The organism is Polynucleobacter sp. AP-Sving-400A-A2, from assembly GCF_018688155.1.
Lineage (GTDB): Bacteria > Pseudomonadota > Gammaproteobacteria > Burkholderiales > Burkholderiaceae > Polynucleobacter.
In genome coordinates this window covers 34027-54578 of the sequence record NZ_CP061312.1, presented here as the reverse complement: position 1 = coordinate 54578, position 20552 = coordinate 34027, and the positions used below count along the sequence as shown (strand labels likewise).

The 20552-nt window shown below is 47.2% G+C and carries 12 protein-coding genes, 4 tRNA genes and 2 rRNA genes; all 18 read right to left on the bottom strand.

What is annotated here, in order from left to right:
- Positions 1 to 24: 24 nt before the first annotated feature.
- Entirely contained in the window at positions 25 to 2127 is a 2103-nt protein-coding gene (gene fusA / locus C2758_RS00280) for an elongation factor G (protein WP_215328350.1), read from the bottom strand.
- Positions 2128 to 2154: 27 nt separating this feature from the next.
- Positions 2155 to 2625: a 30S ribosomal protein S7 gene (rpsG, locus tag C2758_RS00275; RefSeq protein ID WP_011901897.1), complete on the bottom strand. Its 471-nt coding sequence runs from the start codon at positions 2623 to 2625 to the stop codon at positions 2155 to 2157.
- Between the two features lie 171 nt (positions 2626 to 2796).
- Positions 2797 to 3177 carry a 30S ribosomal protein S12 gene (gene rpsL / locus C2758_RS00270; RefSeq protein ID WP_041484791.1) on the bottom strand — a complete coding sequence of 127 codons (381 nt, stop codon included), beginning with the start codon at positions 3175 to 3177 and terminating at the stop codon, positions 2797 to 2799.
- Positions 3178 to 3354: 177 nt separating this feature from the next.
- Complete coding sequence (rpoC, locus tag C2758_RS00265) at positions 3355 to 7617, bottom strand: DNA-directed RNA polymerase subunit beta' (RefSeq protein WP_215328348.1); 4263 nt, start codon at positions 7615 to 7617, stop codon at positions 3355 to 3357.
- Position 7618: 1 nt separating this feature from the next.
- The gene (gene rpoB / locus C2758_RS00260; RefSeq protein WP_215328347.1) at positions 7619 to 11719 is read right to left on the bottom strand and encodes a DNA-directed RNA polymerase subunit beta; all 4101 of its coding nucleotides are present in this window, start codon (positions 11717 to 11719) and stop codon (positions 7619 to 7621) included.
- Positions 11720 to 11945: 226 nt separating this feature from the next.
- On the bottom strand, positions 11946 to 12320 hold the full coding sequence (rplL, locus tag C2758_RS00255; protein ID WP_173941805.1) for a 50S ribosomal protein L7/L12: 375 nt from the start codon (positions 12318 to 12320) through the stop codon (positions 11946 to 11948).
- A 36-nt stretch (positions 12321 to 12356) separates the two neighbouring features.
- Positions 12357 to 12962, bottom strand: a complete 606-nt coding sequence (gene rplJ, locus C2758_RS00250; RefSeq protein WP_215328346.1) for a 50S ribosomal protein L10 — start codon at positions 12960 to 12962, stop codon at positions 12357 to 12359.
- A 247-nt stretch (positions 12963 to 13209) separates the two neighbouring features.
- Positions 13210 to 13911, bottom strand: coding sequence for a 50S ribosomal protein L1 (gene rplA, locus C2758_RS00245; RefSeq protein WP_215328344.1), 702 nt, complete (start codon positions 13909 to 13911; stop codon positions 13210 to 13212).
- Between the two features lie 2 nt (positions 13912 to 13913).
- Positions 13914 to 14345 (bottom strand): 50S ribosomal protein L11, encoded by a 432-nt coding sequence (rplK, locus tag C2758_RS00240; RefSeq protein WP_011901890.1) that lies wholly within the window; start codon positions 14343 to 14345, stop codon positions 13914 to 13916.
- A gap of 156 nt (positions 14346 to 14501) precedes the next feature.
- Positions 14502 to 15074 (bottom strand): transcription termination/antitermination protein NusG, encoded by a 573-nt coding sequence (nusG, locus tag C2758_RS00235; protein WP_046329370.1) that lies wholly within the window; start codon positions 15072 to 15074, stop codon positions 14502 to 14504.
- A 7-nt stretch (positions 15075 to 15081) separates the two neighbouring features.
- Positions 15082 to 15459, bottom strand: a complete 378-nt coding sequence (gene secE, locus C2758_RS00230) for a preprotein translocase subunit SecE (RefSeq protein ID WP_215328338.1) — start codon at positions 15457 to 15459, stop codon at positions 15082 to 15084.
- A 20-nt stretch (positions 15460 to 15479) separates the two neighbouring features.
- Positions 15480 to 15555 (bottom strand) — tRNA-Trp (locus C2758_RS00225).
- Between the two features lie 12 nt (positions 15556 to 15567).
- Entirely contained in the window at positions 15568 to 16758 is a 1191-nt protein-coding gene (tuf, locus tag C2758_RS00220) for an elongation factor Tu (protein ID WP_215328337.1), read from the bottom strand.
- A 68-nt stretch (positions 16759 to 16826) separates the two neighbouring features.
- Positions 16827 to 16901 (bottom strand) — tRNA-Thr (locus C2758_RS00215).
- Positions 16902 to 16922: 21 nt separating this feature from the next.
- Positions 16923 to 16996: transfer RNA gene (locus C2758_RS00210), tRNA-Gly, on the bottom strand.
- Between the two features lie 7 nt (positions 16997 to 17003).
- Positions 17004 to 17088, bottom strand: a tRNA-Tyr gene (locus tag C2758_RS00205).
- A gap of 112 nt (positions 17089 to 17200) precedes the next feature.
- Positions 17201 to 17314: ribosomal RNA gene (gene rrf / locus C2758_RS00200) — 5S ribosomal RNA — on the bottom strand.
- 109 nt (positions 17315 to 17423) lie between these two features.
- Positions 17424 to 20297, bottom strand: a 23S ribosomal RNA gene (locus C2758_RS00195).
- Positions 20298 to 20552 lie beyond the last annotated feature (255 nt).

Sequence of the window (20552 nt, the reverse complement as noted above, 5' to 3'; positions counted from 1 at the left end):
AATATTCAAAATAATGTGGATTAATTACTTCGCTTTAGCAGCCATGACTGCTTCAGCTACGTTTTTAGGTGCTTCTGTGTAATGCTTAAATTCCATGGTGTAGGTAGCGCGACCTTGGGTTAAGGAGCGCAAGCCAGTTGAGTAGCCAAACATCTCTGCTAACGGCACTTCAGCACGTACTATCTTGCCACCGCCTGGGATGTCATCCATACCCTGCAAAATACCGCGACGGGATGAAAGATCGCCCATGACGTTACCCATGAAATCTTCTGGTGTTTCCACTTCTACAGCCATCATTGGCTCAAGCAACACTGGTGCTGCTTTACGCATACCGTCTTTAAATGCCATCGAACCCGCCATCTTGAAAGCGTTTTCGTTGGAATCAACATCATGGTATGAGCCAAAGAACAATGTAGCCTTGATATCTACAACTGGGTAGCCAGCCAAAATGCCTGAGTTCAAGGTCTCACGAATTCCTTTTTCTACTGCAGGAATGTATTCACGTGGAACTACACCACCCTTAATAGCGTCAATGAATTCAAATCCTTTACCTGGTGCTTGTGGCTCAAGCTTCAATACCACGTGTCCATACTGACCACGACCACCAGACTGCTTAACAAACTTACCTTCGATTTCTTCGCAAACCTTACGAATGGTTTCGCGGTAAGCCACTTGTGGCTTACCAACAGTTGCCTCAACGCCAAACTCGCGACGCATACGATCAACCAAAATCTCTAAGTGGAGCTCGCCCATTCCAGAAATAATAGTTTGACCCGACTCTTCATCCGTTTTAACGCGGAATGATGGGTCTTCTTGTGCCAAGCGATTCAAAGCAAGGCCCATTTTTTCTTGGTCAGGCTTTGTTTTAGGCTCAACAGCTTGTGAAATCACTGGCTCTGGGAATACCATGCGCTCCAAAATAACAATGCTATCTGGATCACACAAGGTTTCACCAGTAGTTGCGTCTTTTAGGCCAACTGCTGCAGCGATATCACCTGCGTAGACTTCTTTAATTTCTTCACGTTGATTTGCATGCATCTGCAGCAAGCGCCCAACACGTTCTTTCTTGCCCTTGATTGGGTTGTAGATCGTATCGCCAGATTTCATCATGCCTGAATAAACGCGGAAGAAGATAAGCTGACCTACGAATGGATCAGTCATGATCTTAAATGCCAATGCCGAGAATTTTTCCTTATCGGAAGCTTCACGTGTTGTAGGCGTACCGTCTTCCAATTCACAAGGAACTGGCGGAACATCTAATGGTGATGGCAACAATTCAACAACTGCGTCCAACATCGCCTGAACACCTTTATTTTTGAAAGCTGTTCCACACATCATTGGAATGATTTCATTGGCGATTGTGCGTTGACGCAATGCTGCTTTAATTTCTTCCTCGGTCAATGCTTCACCGCCAAGGTATTTTTCCATCAACTCTTCTGAGCTTTCAGCAGCGGCTTCAAGCAACTTCTCACGCCACTCTTCAGCGGATGCTTGTAACTCAGCAGGAATTTCTTCGTAGGTAAATTTAGTACCTTGTGATTCCTCGTCCCAATAGATGGCCTTCATTTTGACCAAGTCCACAACGCCCTTGAAGTTTTCTTCAGCGCCGATAGGGATTTGGATCAAGATAGGGTTAGCCTTCAAGCGCAATTTCATCTGGTCATAGACCTTAAAGAAATTCGCGCCTGTGCGGTCCATCTTGTTAACGAATGCTAAACGTGGAACTTGATATTTATTAGCTTGACGCCAAACAGTTTCAGATTGTGGCTGTACACCACCTACGGCACAGTAGACCATGCAAGCGCCATCCAAAACGCGCATTGAACGCTCAACTTCAATCGTGAAGTCTACGTGTCCTGGGGTATCAATAATATTGATGCGGTGCTCTGGAAAATTACCAGCCATGCCCTTCCAGAATGTTGTAGTAGCAGCAGAAGTAATCGTGATACCACGCTCTTGCTCTTGCTCCATCCAGTCCATGGTTGCAGCGCCATCATGTACTTCACCAATTTTGTGATTAACACCGGTGTAGAACAAAACACGTTCTGTTGTTGTTGTCTTACCTGCGTCAATATGCGCAGAAATACCGATGTTGCGGTATCTTTCGATAGGGGTTTTACGTGCCACTGTTGGTACCTTTTCTTTGCTGTGCGATTAGAAGCGGAAATGTGAGAAAGCTTTATTAGCTTCTGCCATACGGTGAACTTCTTCACGCTTCTTCATTGCTCCGCCGCGACCTTCTGCAGCTTCTAATAATTCGTTGGCTAAACGTTGGGCCATAGATTTTTCACCGCGCTTTTTAGCGGCTTCGCGCACCCAGCGCATTGCCAAAGCTGAACGGCGTGATGGGCGAACTTCAACAGGAACCTGGTAGTTAGCGCCACCAACACGACGGCTCTTCACCTCAACCATTGGCTTAACGTTGCCCATAGCTGTTGAGAAAATTTCGAGTGGTTCTTTATTTGCTTTTTTCTCGATGTGATCAAAGGCGCCGTAAACGATACGCTCTGCAACCGATTTCTTGCCATCCAACATCAGGACGTTCATGAATTTTGCTACTTCTACATTGCCGAATTTTGGATCAGGCAGGATTTCCCGTTTGGGAACTTCACGACGACGTGGCATAACTACTCCTTCAGTTCAGTTAGGGGTGGCCCACATGGATCACCCGCTCCGGTTGTCCTACTATTTAGCGGTTGAAATACATCAACTTCTAAACGGAACAACCACTTACTTGTCTTTTGAGTCTGACAAACAATGACTTAATACAAAAAACTACTGCTTAATTCTTAAAAATTAAGCAGCTTTTTTGGCGCGCTTAGCACCGTACTTGGAACGTGACTGCTTACGGTCTTTAACACCTTGCAAGTCAAGTGAGCCACGAACGATGTGGTAACGAACACCCGGCAAATCCTTTACACGACCACCGCGGATCAACACAACTGAGTGTTCCTGGAGGTTATGGCCTTCACCGCCAATGTATGAAATGACTTCAAAACCATTGGTTAAGCGAACTTTAGCTACTTTACGTAGAGCAGAGTTAGGCTTCTTAGGAGTGGTTGTGTACACACGTGTACATACACCACGGCGCTGCGGGCTGTTTTGCAACGCAGGGCTCTTACTTTTAACGGTCAGCCGTGTTCTTGGCTTACGTAATAATTGATTAATTGTTGGCATAAAATAGCTCGGTTAGTACTTCTTTGTTGCTTTCTTCAAGAAAATCAATGACTTAGATAATTTCTAGGTCAAAAAGACCCTCTTCTGAATCAGTAGAACTCAGCATTCTAGCTTGGCCAGCCTTTTCCGTCAACCAAATGGGGAAAAAACTGGCCATTTATGACCAGAATTACCAAATTAGCTCGGATCAGCCTCACCAGCAGGAACAATCACTTCAGCCTCTATTTCTACAGGCATATCAGCCATTGCTTCCTCTTCGGCGGCAATCATTTGAGCGCGATCACGCTCGAATTGCTCCCTCACCTTGCGTGCACGGCGGTAAGACAAGCCGGTACCAGCAGGAATCAGGCGGCCAATAATGACGTTTTCCTTGAGGCCACGGAGTGTATCGGTCTTGCCCATAATCGCGGCTTCGGTCAATACACGGGTGGTTTCTTGGAAAGAAGCCGCTGAAATGAAGCTGTCTGTCGACAAGGATGCCTTAGTAATACCGAGCAACACATTCTCGAACTGGGCTGGGCGCTTACCTTGAGCAATCACAGCATCGTTTGCGTCATACAACTTAGAGCGCTCAACTTGCTCACCAGTGATGTAGGCAGTATCGCCACCATCAGTAATTTGCACGCGACGCAACATTTGACGCACGATCACTTCAATGTGCTTGTCATTAATCTTCACGCCTTGCAAACGGTAAACGTCTTGAACTTCGTCCACGATGTAAATCGCCAACTCTTCAATACCTCTGAGTGTCAAGATATCGTGTGGATCGGCAGGGCCTTCCACAATCATCTCGCCCTTGTTCACAACTTGACCGTCATGAACGAGAACTTGTTTCTCTTTAGGAATCAAGAATTCATTAGCTTCGCCGTCCATATCAGTAATCACTAAACGCTGCTTACCCTTGGTTTCTTTACCGAAGGAAACAGTTCCAGTGACTTTAGCCAATACAGCAGCATCTTTTGGTGAACGTGCTTCAAACAATTCAGCAACACGTGGCAAACCGCCGGTAATGTCGCGAGTCTTCTGTGATTCGATTGGAATACGCGCCAATACTTCACCAACTTCAACTTTTTGACCATCTTTAACAGTGATCAAAGCGCCAACTTGCAAGCCGATGTTTACTGGGTGATCTGTACCCGCAATCATCACTTCGCCACCTTTGGCATCAACTAAGTTGATCATTGGGCGAACGCCTTTGCTAGCAGCACTACGACGCTTGCCGTCAATCACCACCAAAGTGGACAGGCCAGTTACTTCGTCAACCTGCTTAGCTACAGTAACGCCTTCTTCAACGTTGTCAAAGCGAGCAATACCAGCGTACTCAGAAATAATTGGACGTGTTAACGGATCCCATGTAGCTAAGCTTGCGCCGGCCTTAACTGCTGCATCTTCTTTAAACAAGAGAGTTGCACCGTAAGGCACTTTATGACGCTCACGCTCACGACCGTTATCGTCAATGATGACTGCTTCGCCAGAACGTGAAATCACGATCTGCTCACCTTTAGCGTTCTTCACAACACGCATCGTGCCGGAGAACTTCAAGGCGCCGTTAGACTTGGCTTCAATATTGCTTGCAACCAATGCACGTGACGCTGCGCCACCAATGTGGAAGGTACGCATAGTCAACTGTGTACCTGGCTCACCGATGGACTGAGCAGCGATCACGCCAACTGCTTCACCCACGTTCACCAAGCCACCGCGACCTAAATCACGTCCGTAGCACTTAGCGCACAAGCCAAAGCGAGTTAAGCATGACAACACTGTGCGAACTTTTACTTCATCGATACCTAAGGCAACGATTTGATCAACGTGATCTTCGTCGAGCAAGGTGTCGTGTGGAACGATGACTTCTTGTGTGTCAGGATGAACGACGTCATCAATACATACACGACCCAAAATACGGTCACGCAATGCTTCGATAATTTCGCCGCCCTCAACAAGCGCCTTCATCGTTACGCCAGAGGTTGCTCCGCAATCATCCTCAATGACAACGAGGTCTTGAGTAACGTCACACAAACGACGTGTCAAGTAACCTGAGTTCGCCGTCTTCAGCGCAGTATCAGCCAAACCTTTACGTGCGCCATGGGTTGAGATGAAGTACTGCAATACATTCAAACCTTCACGGAAGTTCGCAGTAATTGGGGTTTCAATAATGGAGCCATCAGGCTTGGCCATCAAACCACGCATACCAGCTAACTGACGAATCTGCGCTGCAGATCCACGCGCACCAGAATCCGCCATCATGTAGATGGAGTTGAAGGATTCTTGGCGCACAGTTTTACCGTTACGGTCGATTACGTCAACGTGTGACAACTCGTCCATCATCGCCTTACCAACTTGGTCACCAGCAGCGCCCCAAATATCAACCACGTTGTTATAACGCTCTTGATTGGTTACGAGACCTGACATGAACTGCTTGTCATATTCCTTAACCTTAGTTGAAGCTTCAGTGATGATGCGCTCTTTAGAGCTAGGAATCAGCATATCGTCGATTGCAACCGAGATACCGGCGTTAGTCGCCAAACGGAAACCGGACTGTAAGAGACGGTCAGCAAAAATCACCGTTTCACGAAGACCGCACTTACGGAATGAAGTGTTGATCAAGCGTGAGATTTCTTTTTTCTTCAGAGGCTTATTGATTTCCTCAAAAGTCATACCCTTAGGTAAGATTTCTGACAAGATTGCACGACCAACTGAGGTTTGATAAATCGAAGTCTTTTCAGCAAAACGGGAATCGCCCTCTGCCTTTTTGTCCACGATCTCAAATTCGGTAATACGTACAGCAACGCGGGAGGCTAATTCAACCTGGCCAGCATCATAGGCACGCATTACTTCAGTAATGTTGGCGAAAACCATACCTTCGCCTTTACCGTTGATCTTGTCACGAGTAGCATAGTACAGACCCAAGACCACGTCCTGAGACGGAACGATGGATGGTTCGCCGTTAGCTGGGAACAATACGTTGTTCGAAGCCAACATCAAGGTACGTGCTTCCATTTGCGCTTCGAGCGACAAAGGAACGTGAACCGCCATTTGGTCACCGTCAAAGTCGGCATTAAATGCCGCGCAGACTAATGGATGCAATTGGATCGCCTTACCTTCAATCAGCATTGGCTCGAAAGCCTGAATACCAAGACGGTGCAAAGTAGGCGCACGATTCAACATGATCGGATGTTCACGAATCACTTCTTCGAGAATGTCCCAAACGATTGGAGTCTGGCTTTCAACTTCTTTCTTCGCAGCCTTAATCGTAGTTGCGATTCCTAAAGTCTCAAGCTTGTTGAAAATAAACGGTTTAAACAATTCCAAGGCCATCAATTTTGGCAAGCCGCACTGATGCAATTTCAATGTTGGGCCAACTACGATGACTGAACGACCCGAGTAGTCAACACGTTTACCCAACAAGTTTTGACGGAAACGACCGCTCTTACCTTTAATCATCTCAGCCAAGGACTTGAGAGGACGCTTGTTAGCGCCAGTCATAGCCTTACCGCGACGACCGTTGTCGAGCAATGAGTCAACCGCTTCTTGCAACATCCGTTTTTCGTTGCGAACGATGATTTCTGGTGCGCGCAACTCTAACAAACGCTTTAAACGGTTATTACGGTTAATCACACGACGATAAAGATCGTTCAAATCGGAGGTAGCAAAGCGACCGCCATCCAATGGCACCAATGGGCGCAATTCGGGTGGCAATACTGGCAATACTTCCATGATCATCCAGTCAGGCTTAATACCTGAAGTCTGGAACGCCTCGAGCACTTTTAAGCGCTTAGCGTATTTCTTGATCTTGGCATCACTACCAGTAGCTTTTAAGTCGGCACGAATGGTCTCTACTTCACGATCGATATCAATCGAGCGCAAGAGATCACGAATACCTTCAGCGCCCATGATGGCAGTAAACGCACCGTCACCATACTCTTCAGTCTTGGCAATGTACTCGTCTTCGGACATGATCTGGCCGCGCTTCATGGCGCCTTCAGGAGTCATACCAGGATCAACAATGACATAGGCTTCGAAGTAAAGAACGCGTTCGATATCCCGAAGGGTCATATCGAGAACCATACCCAAACGGGATGGCAAGGACTTCAAGAACCAGATGTGCGCTACAGGGGCTGCCAACTCAATGTGGCCCATGCGCTCACGACGTACCTTAGCGAGCGTAACTTCAACGCCGCACTTCTCACAGATAACGCCGCGGAACTTTAAACGCTTGTACTTACCGCATAAGCACTCGTAGTCTTTGGTTGGTCCAAAAATCTTGGCGCAGAACAAACCATCACGCTCGGGCTTAAAAGTCCGGTAGTTGATGGTTTCTGGTTTGCGTACTTCACCAAAAGACCATGAGCGGATTTTCTCAGGGGATGCAAGACCAATCTTGATGACATCAAACTGCTCATCACCCTGCGTTTGCTTAAATAAATCGAGCAATGCTTTCATATCAGTTGCGCTCCATGTCAATGTCAATACCCAACGAGCGGATTTCTTTTACCAACACGTTGAAGGATTCGGGCATGCCAGCATCAATTGTGTGCTCGCCCTTGACGATGTTTTCGTAAACCTTGGTACGGCCTGCGACGTCATCGGACTTCACTGTCAGCATTTCCTGCAAGACATATGAAGCACCGTATGCTTCGAGGGCCCAAACTTCCATTTCACCAAAGCGCTGTCCACCAAACTGAGCTTTACCGCCCAGTGGCTGTTGCGTTACTAACGAGTAAGGTCCGGTTGAACGTGCGTGCATCTTGTCATCGACCAAATGGTGGAGTTTCAAAACGTGCATTACGCCAACGGTTACTGGACGCTCAAACTGATCGCCAGTACGACCATCGCACAGAATCATTTGCTGACGTGATGGCGTCATCTTCAAAGAAGTAGCCACTTCTTCTGGATATGCCAACTCGAGCATGCGGCTGATTTCTGCTTCAGTTGCACCATCAAACACTGGAGTAGCAAATGGCAAGCCTTGGCGTAAATTCTCAGCCAAAACATTGATCTGCTCATCAGTGAAGTTATCGATATCTTCGATACGACCGGTTTCGTTGTAAAGCTGCTTCATGAACTTACGGAGTTCAGCTTGTTTAGCCTGCTGACGAACCATCTCATCAATACGCTTACCAATACCTTGAGCTGCCCAACCTAAGTGGGTTTCCAAGATCTGACCTACGTTCATACGGGAGGGAACGCCCAATGGGTTCAAGACGATGTCAACAGGGCGTCCGTCAGCCATAAATGGCATGTCTTCCGCAGGGGCAATTTTAGAAACCACACCCTTGTTACCGTGACGACCGGCCATCTTGTCACCAGGCTGTAAGCGACGCTTAACGGCCAAGTACACCTTAACCATCTTGGTTACGCCAGGCTGCAAATCATCGCCTTGGGTAAGCTTGGTGCGCTTCTCTTCGAAGGCCTCATCAAACTGCTTACGTTTCGCTTCGATAGAAGATTTAATTGCTTCAACTTGTGAGGCAACTTCATCATCCGCTGGACGAACATCAAACCAATGGTATTTGTCTAAGTCAGCAAGGTATTCCTTGTCGATCTTTGTGCCTTTAGCTAATTTCTTAGGGCCGCCGTTAGCTACTTTGCCAATCAACAGCTTTTCTAAACGCATGAAGGCATCGCCTTCAACAATACGCAACTGGTCGTTTAAGTCCAAACGATAGCGTTGTAATTCTTCTTGAATAATGGCTTGTGCACGCGCATCGCGCTCAATACCTTCACGAGTGAAGACTTGAACGTCAATAACGGTACCAATCATTCCAGATGGAACGCGCAAAGAAGTATCTTTAACGTCTGATGCTTTTTCACCGAAGATCGCACGCAGTAACTTCTCTTCTGGAGTGAGAGTAGTCTCACCCTTTGGAGTTACCTTACCAACCAACACGTCACCAGCTTCAACTTCAGCACCGATGTAAACAATACCGCTTTCGTCCAAACGGGAGAGTTGTGACTCAGCCAAATTGGAGATATCGCGCGTAATTTCTTCTGAACCCAGTTTGGTGTCACGAGCAACAACCGATAACTCTTCAATATGAATAGAGGTGTAACGGTCGTCAGCAACCACTTTCTCAGAGATCAAGATTGAATCTTCGAAGTTGTAACCGTTCCATGGCATAAATGCCACAGTCATGTTTTGACCCAAAGCCAATTCACCCAAATCGGTAGATGCACCGTCAGCAACTACGTCGCCGCGGACAACACGATCACCAGCCTGAACGATAGGACGTTGGTTGATGTTGGTGTTTTGGTTTGAACGTGTGTACTTGATAAGGTTATAAATATCCACACCAACTTCACCAGCGGCCGTCTCGTCATCGTTTACACGAATCACGACACGGTTTGCGTCAACATAATCAACGATGCCACCGCGGGAAGCCAAAATAACCGTACCTGAGTCAACTGCAACAATGCGCTCTAAACCTGTGCCGACCAATGGCTTATCTGGACGCAAGCAAGGAACCGCTTGACGTTGCATATTTGCACCCATCAACGCACGGTTTGCATCATCGTGCTCCAAGAATGGGACCAATGAAGCGGCAGCAGAAACGATTTGGCTAGGAGCAACGTCAATGAAATCGATACGCTCTGGGCTAACCATCATGGTCTCACCAGCTTGACGCGCTGAAACCAATTCGTCAGCTAACTTACCGTTTTTGTCGATCGTTGCATTTGCCTGGGCAATAACGTATTTCGCCTCTTCGATAGCAGAGAGATACATTACTTCATCGCTTACCTTGCTATTAGCAACCTTGCGATATGGCGTTTCCAAGAATCCATGCTCATTCAAACGCGCAAACAAGGCGAGTGAGTTGATCAGACCAATGTTTGGTCCTTCTGGAGTTTCAATTGGACAAACACGTCCGTAGTGAGTTGGATGCACGTCGCGCACTTCGAAACCTGCGCGCTCGCGTGTCAAACCACCAGGCCCCAATGCAGAAATACGACGCTTGTGCGTGATCTCTGACAATGGGTTTGTTTGGTCCATAAACTGCGACAACTGTGAAGAACCGAAGAACTCACGAATCGCCGAAGAGATTGGCTTGCTGTTAATCAAATCATGCGGCATGAGGTTTTCTGTTTCGGCCTGGCCGAGACGTTCTTTAACCGCACGCTCAACACGTGACAAACCTGCACGGAATTGATTCTCTGCCAACTCACCTACGCAACGTACGCGACGATTGCCTAAGTGATCGATGTCATCGACTTCGCCTTTGCCGTTACGCAAGTCAACTAAAGACTTGATGGTGTCGAGGATATCTTCATCCGACAAAACCATTTTGCCTTCCATCTCAGAACGACCGAGACGGCTGTTTACTTTCATACGACCAACGCGTGATAAATCGTAGCTATCTTCGTTGTAGAACAAGCGCTGGAACAGGGCTTCAACAGCATCTTCTGTTGGCGGCTCACCAGGACGCATCATGCGATAGATGGCAATACGAGCAGCCATTTGATCGGCAGTTTCATCAGTACGCAATGTCTGTGAAATGTATGCACCAGAATCCAAATCATTGGTATAGATGGTTTCCAATTGCTTAATGCCTGCATCGCGCAATGTAGCCAACAACTCCTCAGTAATTTCATCATTAGCATAAGCCAAGATTTCACCGGAGTCTGGATCAATGATGTTACGTGCAACTACGCGACCAACTAAGTAGTCATCTGGAACTACGATGTTTTTAGTCTTAGCGGCTTCGAGCTCACGAATATGCTTTGCATTGATGCGCTTGTCTTTTTGAATGACGACTACGCCATTCTTGTCGAGCACATCAAAGTTAGCCATTTGGCCACGCAAACGCTCTGGTACAAATTCCATTGATGCGCCGTTTGCGCTCAATGCAAAATGGTCAAAGTTAAAGAAGTTTGCAAGGATCTGTTCGTTGTTTAAACCAATTGCTTTAAGCAAAATGGTGACAGGCATCTTGCGACGGCGGTCAACGCGGAAATACAGAATGTCTTTTGGATCAAACTCAAAATCGAGCCATGAACCACGGTAAGGAATGATGCGTGCTGAGAACAGCAACTTACCTGAGCTATGTGTCTTGCCCTTATCGTGTTCGAAGAACACGCCTGGGGAACGGTGTAACTGAGAAACAATAACGCGCTCAGTACCGTTAATAACAAAAGAGCCGTTGTCGGTCATGAGTGGAATTTCACCCATGTAGACTTCGCTCTCTTTTACCTCTTTAACCTTAGTAGGTGCTTCGCGATCATAAATAATCAAGCGAACTTTTGCACGTAAGGCTGAGTGGTATGTGTAGCCACGCTGTTGACATTCTTTAACGTCAAATGGTGGCTGTGCCAATTGATACGACACGTATTCCATACGTGCATAGCCATTATTGGACACAATTGGGAATGCTGATGTAAAGGCAGCCTGAAGTCCCTCTGTAAGACGAGACATAGCTGGCTTTTCAGCCTGTAAAAATTTAGCGTAGGATTCCAGCTGCGTTGCGATCAGGTATGGAACCTGATGATTATTTACTCGCTTAGCAAAGCTTTTACGGACTCGCTTGCGTTCGGTGAAGCTGTAGTTCATTTCATCTCCGAATTCAGCGACTGTACAAAGATTTGGCGATTGGCCACTACCAATCACTGGCGGACAACACTAAATCAAAAGATCTAGTGTCCGACCAAACTTGCATTCTGCAGTCGTATCAGAAGGCAAACCCGATTTCAATCAAAAATGAAATCGGGTTTGACCTCTAAAGATCAAACCCAACGTAACTAACGACTCCTTTTGGGAGGCGTTAGAAAAGTTTGTATTACTTGATTTCTGACTTAGCGCCTGCTTCGTCAAGCTTCTTCTTGGCTTCTTCAGCTGTCTTCTTATCAACAGCTTCTTTGATTGGCTTTGGTGCGCCATCAACTAAGTCTTTAGCTTCTTTCAAGCCAAGGCCAGTGATTTCACGAACAGCCTTAATTACTGAAACTTTATTTGCGCCAGCTTCGAGCAAGTTCACAGTGAATTCTGTTTGCTCTTCAGCAGCAGCGCCGCCAGCGGCACCAGCAGGACCAGCAACAGCCATCGCTGCAGCTGAAACGCCAAACTTCTCTTCGAACGCCTTAACCAAGTCGTTCAAATCCATTACGGACATGCTGCCTACTGCATCAATGATTTCTTCTTTAGTAATCGCCATTTTTAGCTCCTAATACTTAAATAGTTAATCTGTCGCTTATTCAGCGGCAGGGGTTTGCGGTGTTTCTGTTCCAGCTTCTGGGGCTGCGGCTTCAGCAACTACTTCTGCTGGGGCTGCTGCTTCAACTACAGGTGCTGCAACTGGAGCGGGTGCTCCGGCTGATTTTTGCGCTGCTACTGCGCCCAATACGCGAGCCATCGCAGATACTGGTGCCAACATCACACCTAACAACTGAGATAACAACTCGTCGCGGCTTGGAATAGACGCGAGGGATTTAACGCCCGCTACGTCCAACAACTTGCCGTTATATGAGCCAGCAGTAATGACTAGCTTGTCTTGAGTCTTAGCAAAGTTCTGCAATACTTTTGCCGAAGCAATCGGATCAGCAGAGATGCCATAGATCAAGGGGCCAACCATCGAATCAGCAAGAGGCTCAAACTGTGTGCCTTGTGCAGCACGGCGTGCCAATGTGTTCTTCAAAACGCGAAGATATACACCTTGGTCACGTGCGCTAGCACGTAGCTTTGTCAACTGCTCTACTGGAATACCGCGGTATTCAGCGAGCACGACTGTTTGAGCTCCAGCCAATTGAGCGCCGACATCAGCAACAATCGCTTTTTTGTCTTGTACATTCAAAGGCACGGTTTAACTCCTAAAAAACCAACTGTTTCCAGTTGGGGTTACACACCAGCGTCTGATCATTTGTCACAAGGAAATCTTGTGAAATCTTTTCAGGGTCGCCATCTGCGCTGGCCATTACTTTCGTAACGATTAAGAATTATTTCTAAGCTAGCCAATAATCCACCAACGGTCTTTGATGTTCGACTCTCACTCAAAGAGCGGGAGTCGACCCAAAGTTCTTTTTGCTACAAGCGGGTTATGTTTCTTTTTACTGCGCCGCTTGTATCGATGCCTGGTCTACGCGTACGCCTGCACCCATGGTGCTGCTTACGGCAACCTTCTTTAAATAAATACCCTTAGATGCAGGTGGCCTAGCTTTGTTCAAAGCCTCAAGCAATGCGAGCAAGTTGGATTTCAATGCAGCCGGCTCGAATGAACGACGACCAATACTGGCGTGCACAATACCGGCTTTGTCCACACGGAACTGAACTTGACCAGCTTTTGCATTCTTCACTGCAGTAGCAACGTCAGGAGTAACAGTTCCAACCTTTGGATTCGGCATCAAACCACGTGGGCCCAATACCTGACCTAAAGTACCAACGATCTTCATCGTGTCTGGGGATGCGATCAAAATATCGAAATCAATTTTGCCGCCCTTAATCTGCTCAGCAAGCTCTTCCATGCCAACGATTTCAGCACCAGCAGCTTTAGCTTGCTCAGCCTTTTCGCCCTGTGCAAATACCGCTACACGAACATGCTTACCTGTACCAGCTGGGAGCACAACTGCGCCACGCACAACTTGGTCAGATTTCTTCGCATCAATGCCCAGCTGAACTGCAACGTCAATAGATTCATCGAATTTGGCAGTCGCACATTCTTTAACGAGATTTAATGCATCTTCTAATGCATAAAACTTGTTGCGATCTACTTTGGATTCAATTGCTTTTAAACGCTTAGATAACTTAGTCATGATTAGAGACCTTCCACTGTGATGCCCATTGAACGGGCGCTACCAGCGATTGTTCTTACAGCAGCATCCATATCAGCAGCTGTCAAATCTGGCATTTTTGCTTTAGCAATTTCTTCTGCTTGAGCACGTGTAATTTTTCCTACCTTATCGGTATGGGGACGTGGTGAACCTTTTTCGATCTTCGCAGCTTTCTTAATCATGATGGTCGCTGGTGGCGTCTTCATGATGAAAGTGAAGCTCTTATCAGCAAACGCTGTAATCACGACTGGAATTGGCAGGCCCGGTTCCATGCTCTGAGTTTGAGCATTAAACGCCTTACAGAATTCCATAATATTGAGGCCGCGTTGACCCAGTGCTGGACCTACGGGAGGTGATGGATTTGCTTTACCTGCAGGGATCTGCAGCTTGATAAAGCCAATGATCTTCTTTGCCATTGATTGCTCCTAAAAGCGCGCCTAACCTCATTAGGTAAGACCGCTGTTGAGTAAACGCTTCACTAGTTTTTGGCTTTCTAGATCCGCTCCTCGGTTATTACTAACCACTTAACACCACTTCTTTTGCTACAAAACACCCTTGAATTGGGTATTTTTTTACATCTTTTCTACCTGGCCGAACTCTAGCTCAACTGGAGTACCGCGGCCAAAAATTGTAACAGAAACGCGCAATCTTGACTTCTCATAGTTCACTTCTTCAATATTGCCGTTAAAGTCAACAAATGGGCCTTCTTTAACACGAACAATTTCGCCCACTTCAAATAACGTCTTAGGCTTTGGTTTGTCCACCCCAGCTTGCATTTGATCCATGATTTTGGCTACTTCTGCCGTAGAAATAGGGCTTGGGCGGTTACGAACACCACCTACGAAACCAGTCACTTTTGGCGTATTTTTCACCAAATGCCAGCTCTCGTCAGTCATTTCCATCTCAATTAGGACGTATCCTGGGAAAAAACGACGCTCAGATACCGATTTTGCGCCTGACTTGATTTCTACAACCTCTTCGGATGGAACCAAGATACGGCCAAATTTCTCTGGCATGCCAGAGCGAGCAATGCGCTCTTCTAAGCCTCTTTTAACGCTTTTTTCCATACCTGAATAAGCATGAATAACGTACCAGCGCATATTGCCGGTAGCTTGTGGGTTTGAGACTAATTCAGCATCAATCATTTTTTACTCACTTCCAGCCCAAAAAGGCTGAAAAAACTAGCCATTCAATTAATTTGTCTGCAAGCCACAAAAACAAGGACATGATCACGACAAAGCCAAATACGACTAGAGTCATTTGAGTCGTCTCTTTGCGAGTCGGCCAAACAACCTTTTTTACTTCATACCAAGAATCTTTAGCGTAGGCGATAAAACGGCGCCCATCTGCTGACATCGCCACAATCAAAACTGCGACAGCTATGCCACCAAACAAAACAGCTAAACGAATCAATAAAGATTGATCCGCCAACGTGTAGTAAAGAACTAACGCTGCAACGACGATTAAAGCAGCGAGTCCGGAGACCCAGCTGCTCTTTTCTTCAGAGTGACTTGCTGTTTGTTGAGACATATAACTTTCAGTTTAAATCGTGGCAGGGGCGGAGGGCATCGAACCCCCAACCTTTGGTTTTGGAGACCAACGCTCTGCCAATTGAGCTACACCCCTTTATTAAATCTATTAAGCCAAAATCTTAGCAACCACACCGGCGCCAACAGTACGGCCACCTTCGCGGATCGCAAAACGTAAACCTTCTTCCATCGCGATTGGCGCGATGAGTTTGACGGTAATCGTGACGTTATCACCAGGCATGACCATTTCTTTGTCTTTTGGCAACTCGATTGAACCAGTGACGTCCGTAGTGCGGAAGTAAAACTGGGGACGATAGTTGTTAAAGAATGGTGTATGACGACCACCTTCATCTTTACCCAAGATATACACCTCGGCTGTAAAGTGAGTATGTGGGGTGATTGAACCTGGCTTAGCCAATACTTGGCCGCGCTCAACTTCTTCACGTTTTGTACCGCGTAACAAGATACCGACGTTATCGCCTGCTTGACCTTGGTCGAGCAATTTGCGGAACATTTCAACACCAGTACAAGTGGTCTTGAGGGTTGGCTTGATACCGATAATTTCAATCTCTTCACCAACCTTAACGATACCGCGCTCGATACGGCCTGTTACAACAGTACCGCGACCGGAGATAGAGAACACGTCCTCTACTGGCATCAAGAACGCACCGTCAATTGCACGCTCTGGAGTTGGGATATAAGTATCTAATGCTTCAGCCAATTTCATGATGGCTTCTTTACCCATTGGGCCTTCGTCGCCTTCAAGCGCTAACTTAGCAGAACCTTGAATGATTGGGGTGTCATCGCCTGGGAAGTCATACTTAGATAAAAGCTCACGCACTTCCATTTCAACGAGCTCTAACAATTCAGCATCATCAACCATATCGCATTTGTTCAAGAACACCACGATGTAAGGAACACCTACTTGGCGTGCCAAGAGGATGTGCTCACGCGTTTGTGGCATTGGGCCGTCAGCTGCAGAGCAAACCAAAATAGCGCCGTCCATTTGAGCTGCGCCCGTAATCATGTTCTTGACGTAGTCAGCATGTCCTGGGCAATCAACGTGTGCGTAGTGACGATTGGCAGTCTCATACTCCACGTGCGCTGTATTAATCGTAATACCGCGTGCTTTTTCTTCTGGAGCAGCATCGATCTGATCGTATGCTTTTGCTTCGCCACCGAACTGCTTAGAGAGCACGGTTGCAATTGCAGCTGTCAAGGTAGTTTTACCGTGGTCAACGTGACCGATTGTGCCAACGTTTACGTGCGGTTTTGTCCGCTCAAACTTTTCTTTTGCCATTTTTTTGTCTGCCTTTAGTTAACTCTTAAACCAACACACGAAATTAAATTTATTTACTATACAAGCCATGGTGCCCATGGGCAGGATCGAACTGCCGACCTCTCCCTTACCAAGGGAGTGCTCTACCACTGAGCCACATGGGCAAATACAAATACTGCTAAAACTGGAGCGGGATAAGAGAATCGAACTCTTGACCGAAGATTGGAAATCTGCTGTTTTACCATTAAACTAATCCCGCACATCTCTGGTGGAGGGGGTAGGATTCGAACCTACGTAGGCATAGCCAACAGATTTACAGTCTGCCTCCTTTAGCCGCTCGGACACCCCTCCGCGAACCCAATATTCTGACTCCTAATGGAGTTATTGTCAATCTCTTAAACCTCAAAACGCTTTGCACAAGTAAAAACGCCCAGACCTAAGAGGGTCTGGGCGTCGCATTGGTGCCCGGCAGTTACCTACTTTCACACGGGTAATCCGCACTATCATCGGCGTAAAGTCGTTTCACTGTCCTGTTCGGGATGGGAAGGAGTGGTTCCAACTTGCTATGGTCACCGGGCGTAGAGGGTCGAGTTGCTGATAAATCATCAACAACTCTATTTGAGTAAGCATGTAATTAAGGATGCAGATTAAATCTGGCAAACATCCAACACAATAGTGCTGGTTATAGGATCAAGCCTAACGGGCAATTAGTATCAGTTAGCTTAACGCATTACTGCGCTTCCACACCTGACCTATCAACGTTGTGGTCTGCAACGACCCTTTATGTAGGTTAAACCTACGGGAGATCTCATCTTCAGGCAAGTTTCCCGCTTAGATGCTTTCAGCGGTTATCTCTTCCGTACATAGCTACCCTGCGATGCTTCTGGCGAAACAACAGGTACACCAGCGGTACGTCCACTCCGGTCCTCTCGTACTAGGAGCAGCCCCCGTCAAATCTCCAACGCCCATGGCAGATAGGGACCAAACTGTCTCACGACGTTTTAAACCCAGCTCACGTACCTCTTTAAATGGCGAACAGCCATACCCTTGGGACCGGCTACAGCCCCAGGATGAGATGAGCCGACATCGAGGTGCCAAACACCGCCGTCGATATGAACTCTTGGGCGGTATCAGCCTGTTATCCCCAGAGTACCTTTTATCCGTTGAGCGATGGCCCTTCCATACAGAACCACCGGATCACTATGACCTGCTTTCGCACCTGCTCGACTTGTCGGTCTCGCAGTTAAGCACGCTTTTGCCATTGCACTTTAGGTACGATGTCCGACCGTACCAAGCGTACCTTCGTACTCCTCCGTTACACTTTGGGAGGAGACCGCCCCAGTCAAACTGCCTACCATGCACTGTTCCCGACCCAGATAATGGGCCAAGGTTAGAACCTCAAACAAACCAGGGTGGTATTTCAAGGTTGGCTCCAGCGGAACTAGCATCCCGCTTTCAACGCCTCCCACCTATCCTACACAGACCGGTTCAAAGTCCAATGCAAAGCTACAGTAAAGGTTCATGGGGTCTTTCCGTCTAGCCACGGGTAGATTGCATCATCACAAACATTTCAACTTCGCTGAGTCTCAGGAGGAGACAGTGTGGCCATCGTTACGCCATTCGTGCAGGTCGGAACTTACCCGACAAGGAATTTCGCTACCTTAGGACCGTTATAGTTACGGCCGCCGTTTACTGGGACTTCAATCAAGAGCTTGCACCCCATCATTTAATCTTCCAGCACCGGGCAGGCGTCACACCCTATACGTCCACTTTCGTGTTTGCAGAGTGCTGTGTTTTTATTAAACAGTCGCAGCCACCTTTTTATTGCAACCCTTTCGTCCTCCCCTTGTACAGAGTCAAACTACCAGGGCGTACCTTATCCCGAAGTTACGGTACAAATTTGCCGAGTTCCTTCTCCTGAGTTCTCTCAAGCGCCTTAGAATACTCATCTCGCCCACCTGTGTCGGTTTGCGGTACGGTCTTGTTAGACTGAAGCTTAGAGGCTTTTCTTGGAACCACTTCCAATTGCTTCGCGAATAAATTCGCTCGTCTCACGCCCTTGAATTACGCTACCGGATTTACCTAATAGCCATCTCCAACGCAAGAACCGGGACTTCCAACACCCGGACAACTTTCCGCGATCCGTCCCCCCATCGCATCTAACAATGGTCAAGGAATATTAACCTTGTTCCCATCAGCTACGCATCTCTGCCTCGCCTTAGGGGCCGACTCACCCTGTTCCGATGAACGTTGAACAGGAAACCTTGGGCTTACGGCGAGGGGGCTTTTCACCCCCTTTATCGCTACTCATGTCAGCATTCGCACTTCTGATACCTCCAGCATCCTTTACAAGACACCTTCACAGGCTTACAGAACGCTCTCCTACCATCACATTGCTGTGATCCGCAGCTTCGGTTATATGCTTAGCCCCGTTACATCTTCCGCGCAGGACGACTCGATCAGTGAGCTATTACGCTTTCTTTAAAGGATGGCTGCTTCTAAGCCAACCTCCTGACTGTTTTAGCCTTCCCACTTCGTTTCCCACTTAGCATATATTAGGGACCTTAGCTGGCGGTCTGGGTTGTTTCCCTCTTGACACCGGACGTTAGCACCCGATGTCTGTCTCCCGTGATTGCACTTGTAGGTATTCGGAGTTTGCTATGGCGCAGTAATCCGCAATGGACCCCACTACCATGACAGTGCTCTACCCCCTACAGTGATACACGAGGCACTACCTAAATAGTTTTCGGAGAGAACCAGCTATTTCCAGTTTTGTTTAGCCTTTCACCCCTATCCACAGCTCATCCCCTAACTTTTCAACGTTAGTGGGTTCGGTCCTCCAGTACGTGTTACCGCACCTTCAACCTGGCCATGGATAGATCAACTGGTTTCGGGTCTACACCCAGCAACTAGCGCCCTATTCGGACTCGCTTTCGCTACGCCTTCCCTATTCGGTTAAGCTTGCTACTGAATGTAAGTCGCTGACCCATTATACAAAAGGTACGCAGTCACCCCTTACGAGGCTCCTACTGTTTGTATGCACACAATTTCAGGATCTATTTCACTCCCCTCCCGGGGTTCTTTTCGCCTTTCCCTCACGGTACTTGTTCACTATCGGTCGATTACGAGTATTTAGCCTTGGAGGATGGTCCCCCCATATTCAGACAGGATTTCACGTGTCCCGCCCTACTTGTCTCTAGCCTAGTACCACCCAATAATTTTCACATACGGGACTATCACCCTTTATTGTCGGACTTTCCATTCCGTTCTGTTAATTACTGAGATATCACTAGAAGGCTGTTCCCATTTCGCTCGCCACTACTCTGGGAATCTCGGTTGATGTCTTTTCCTCTTGCTACTTAGATGTTTCAGTTCACAAGGTTCGCTTCTCATACCCTATGTATTCAGGTATGGATACCACAAAAGTGGTGGGTTTCCCCATTCAGAAATCCCCGGATCAAAGCTTATTTACCAGCTCCCCGGGGCTTATCGCAGGTTATAACGTCTTTCGTCGCCTGTAATCGCCAAGGCATCCATCATGTGCACTTATTCACTTGATCCTATAACGAGCACCATTGCTGGCACCTGTTACAGGTTTATTTCTACTTCTGACATGTTTGCCGTAATCCAAACTGTAAGTACTTGTTAAAGAACTTGGTAAAACTCGTTTGTATTACTGATTGATGATTCAATCTTTACCCTTATTACATTGTCAAATGTCCTCTCAAAGAAACATTTGACACTTTGCTTACTCAAATTTTTAAAGAACAGCCATAAATGGCAAAACTAAACGATTAAGTCTTCGCTTAGTTTTG

Excerpts from the sequence above, each read along its gene's own strand:
- secE (WP_215328338.1), bottom strand. The coding sequence starts at position 15,459 with ATGTCTCAACAAACAGCAAGTCACTCTGAAGAAAAGAGCAGCTGGGTC.
- rpoB (WP_215328347.1), bottom strand. The coding sequence starts at position 11,719 with ATGAACTACAGCTTCACCGAACGCAAGCGAGTCCGTAAAAGCTTTGCT.
- nusG (WP_046329370.1), bottom strand. The coding sequence starts at position 15,074 with ATGATTGATGCTGAATTAGTCTCAAACCCACAAGCTACCGGCAATATG.
- rpsL (WP_041484791.1), bottom strand. The coding sequence starts at position 3,177 with ATGCCAACAATTAATCAATTATTACGTAAGCCAAGAACACGGCTGACC.
- rplL (WP_173941805.1), bottom strand. The coding sequence starts at position 12,320 with ATGGCGATTACTAAAGAAGAAATCATTGATGCAGTAGGCAGCATGTCC.
- rpoC (WP_215328348.1), bottom strand. The coding sequence starts at position 7,617 with ATGAAAGCATTGCTCGATTTATTTAAGCAAACGCAGGGTGATGAGCAG.
- rplK (WP_011901890.1), bottom strand. The coding sequence starts at position 14,345 with ATGGCAAAGAAGATCATTGGCTTTATCAAGCTGCAGATCCCTGCAGGT.
- rplA (WP_215328344.1), bottom strand. The coding sequence starts at position 13,911 with ATGACTAAGTTATCTAAGCGTTTAAAAGCAATTGAATCCAAAGTAGAT.
- rpsG (WP_011901897.1), bottom strand. The coding sequence starts at position 2,625 with ATGCCACGTCGTCGTGAAGTTCCCAAACGGGAAATCCTGCCTGATCCA.
- tuf (WP_215328337.1), bottom strand. The coding sequence starts at position 16,758 with ATGGCAAAAGAAAAGTTTGAGCGGACAAAACCGCACGTAAACGTTGGC.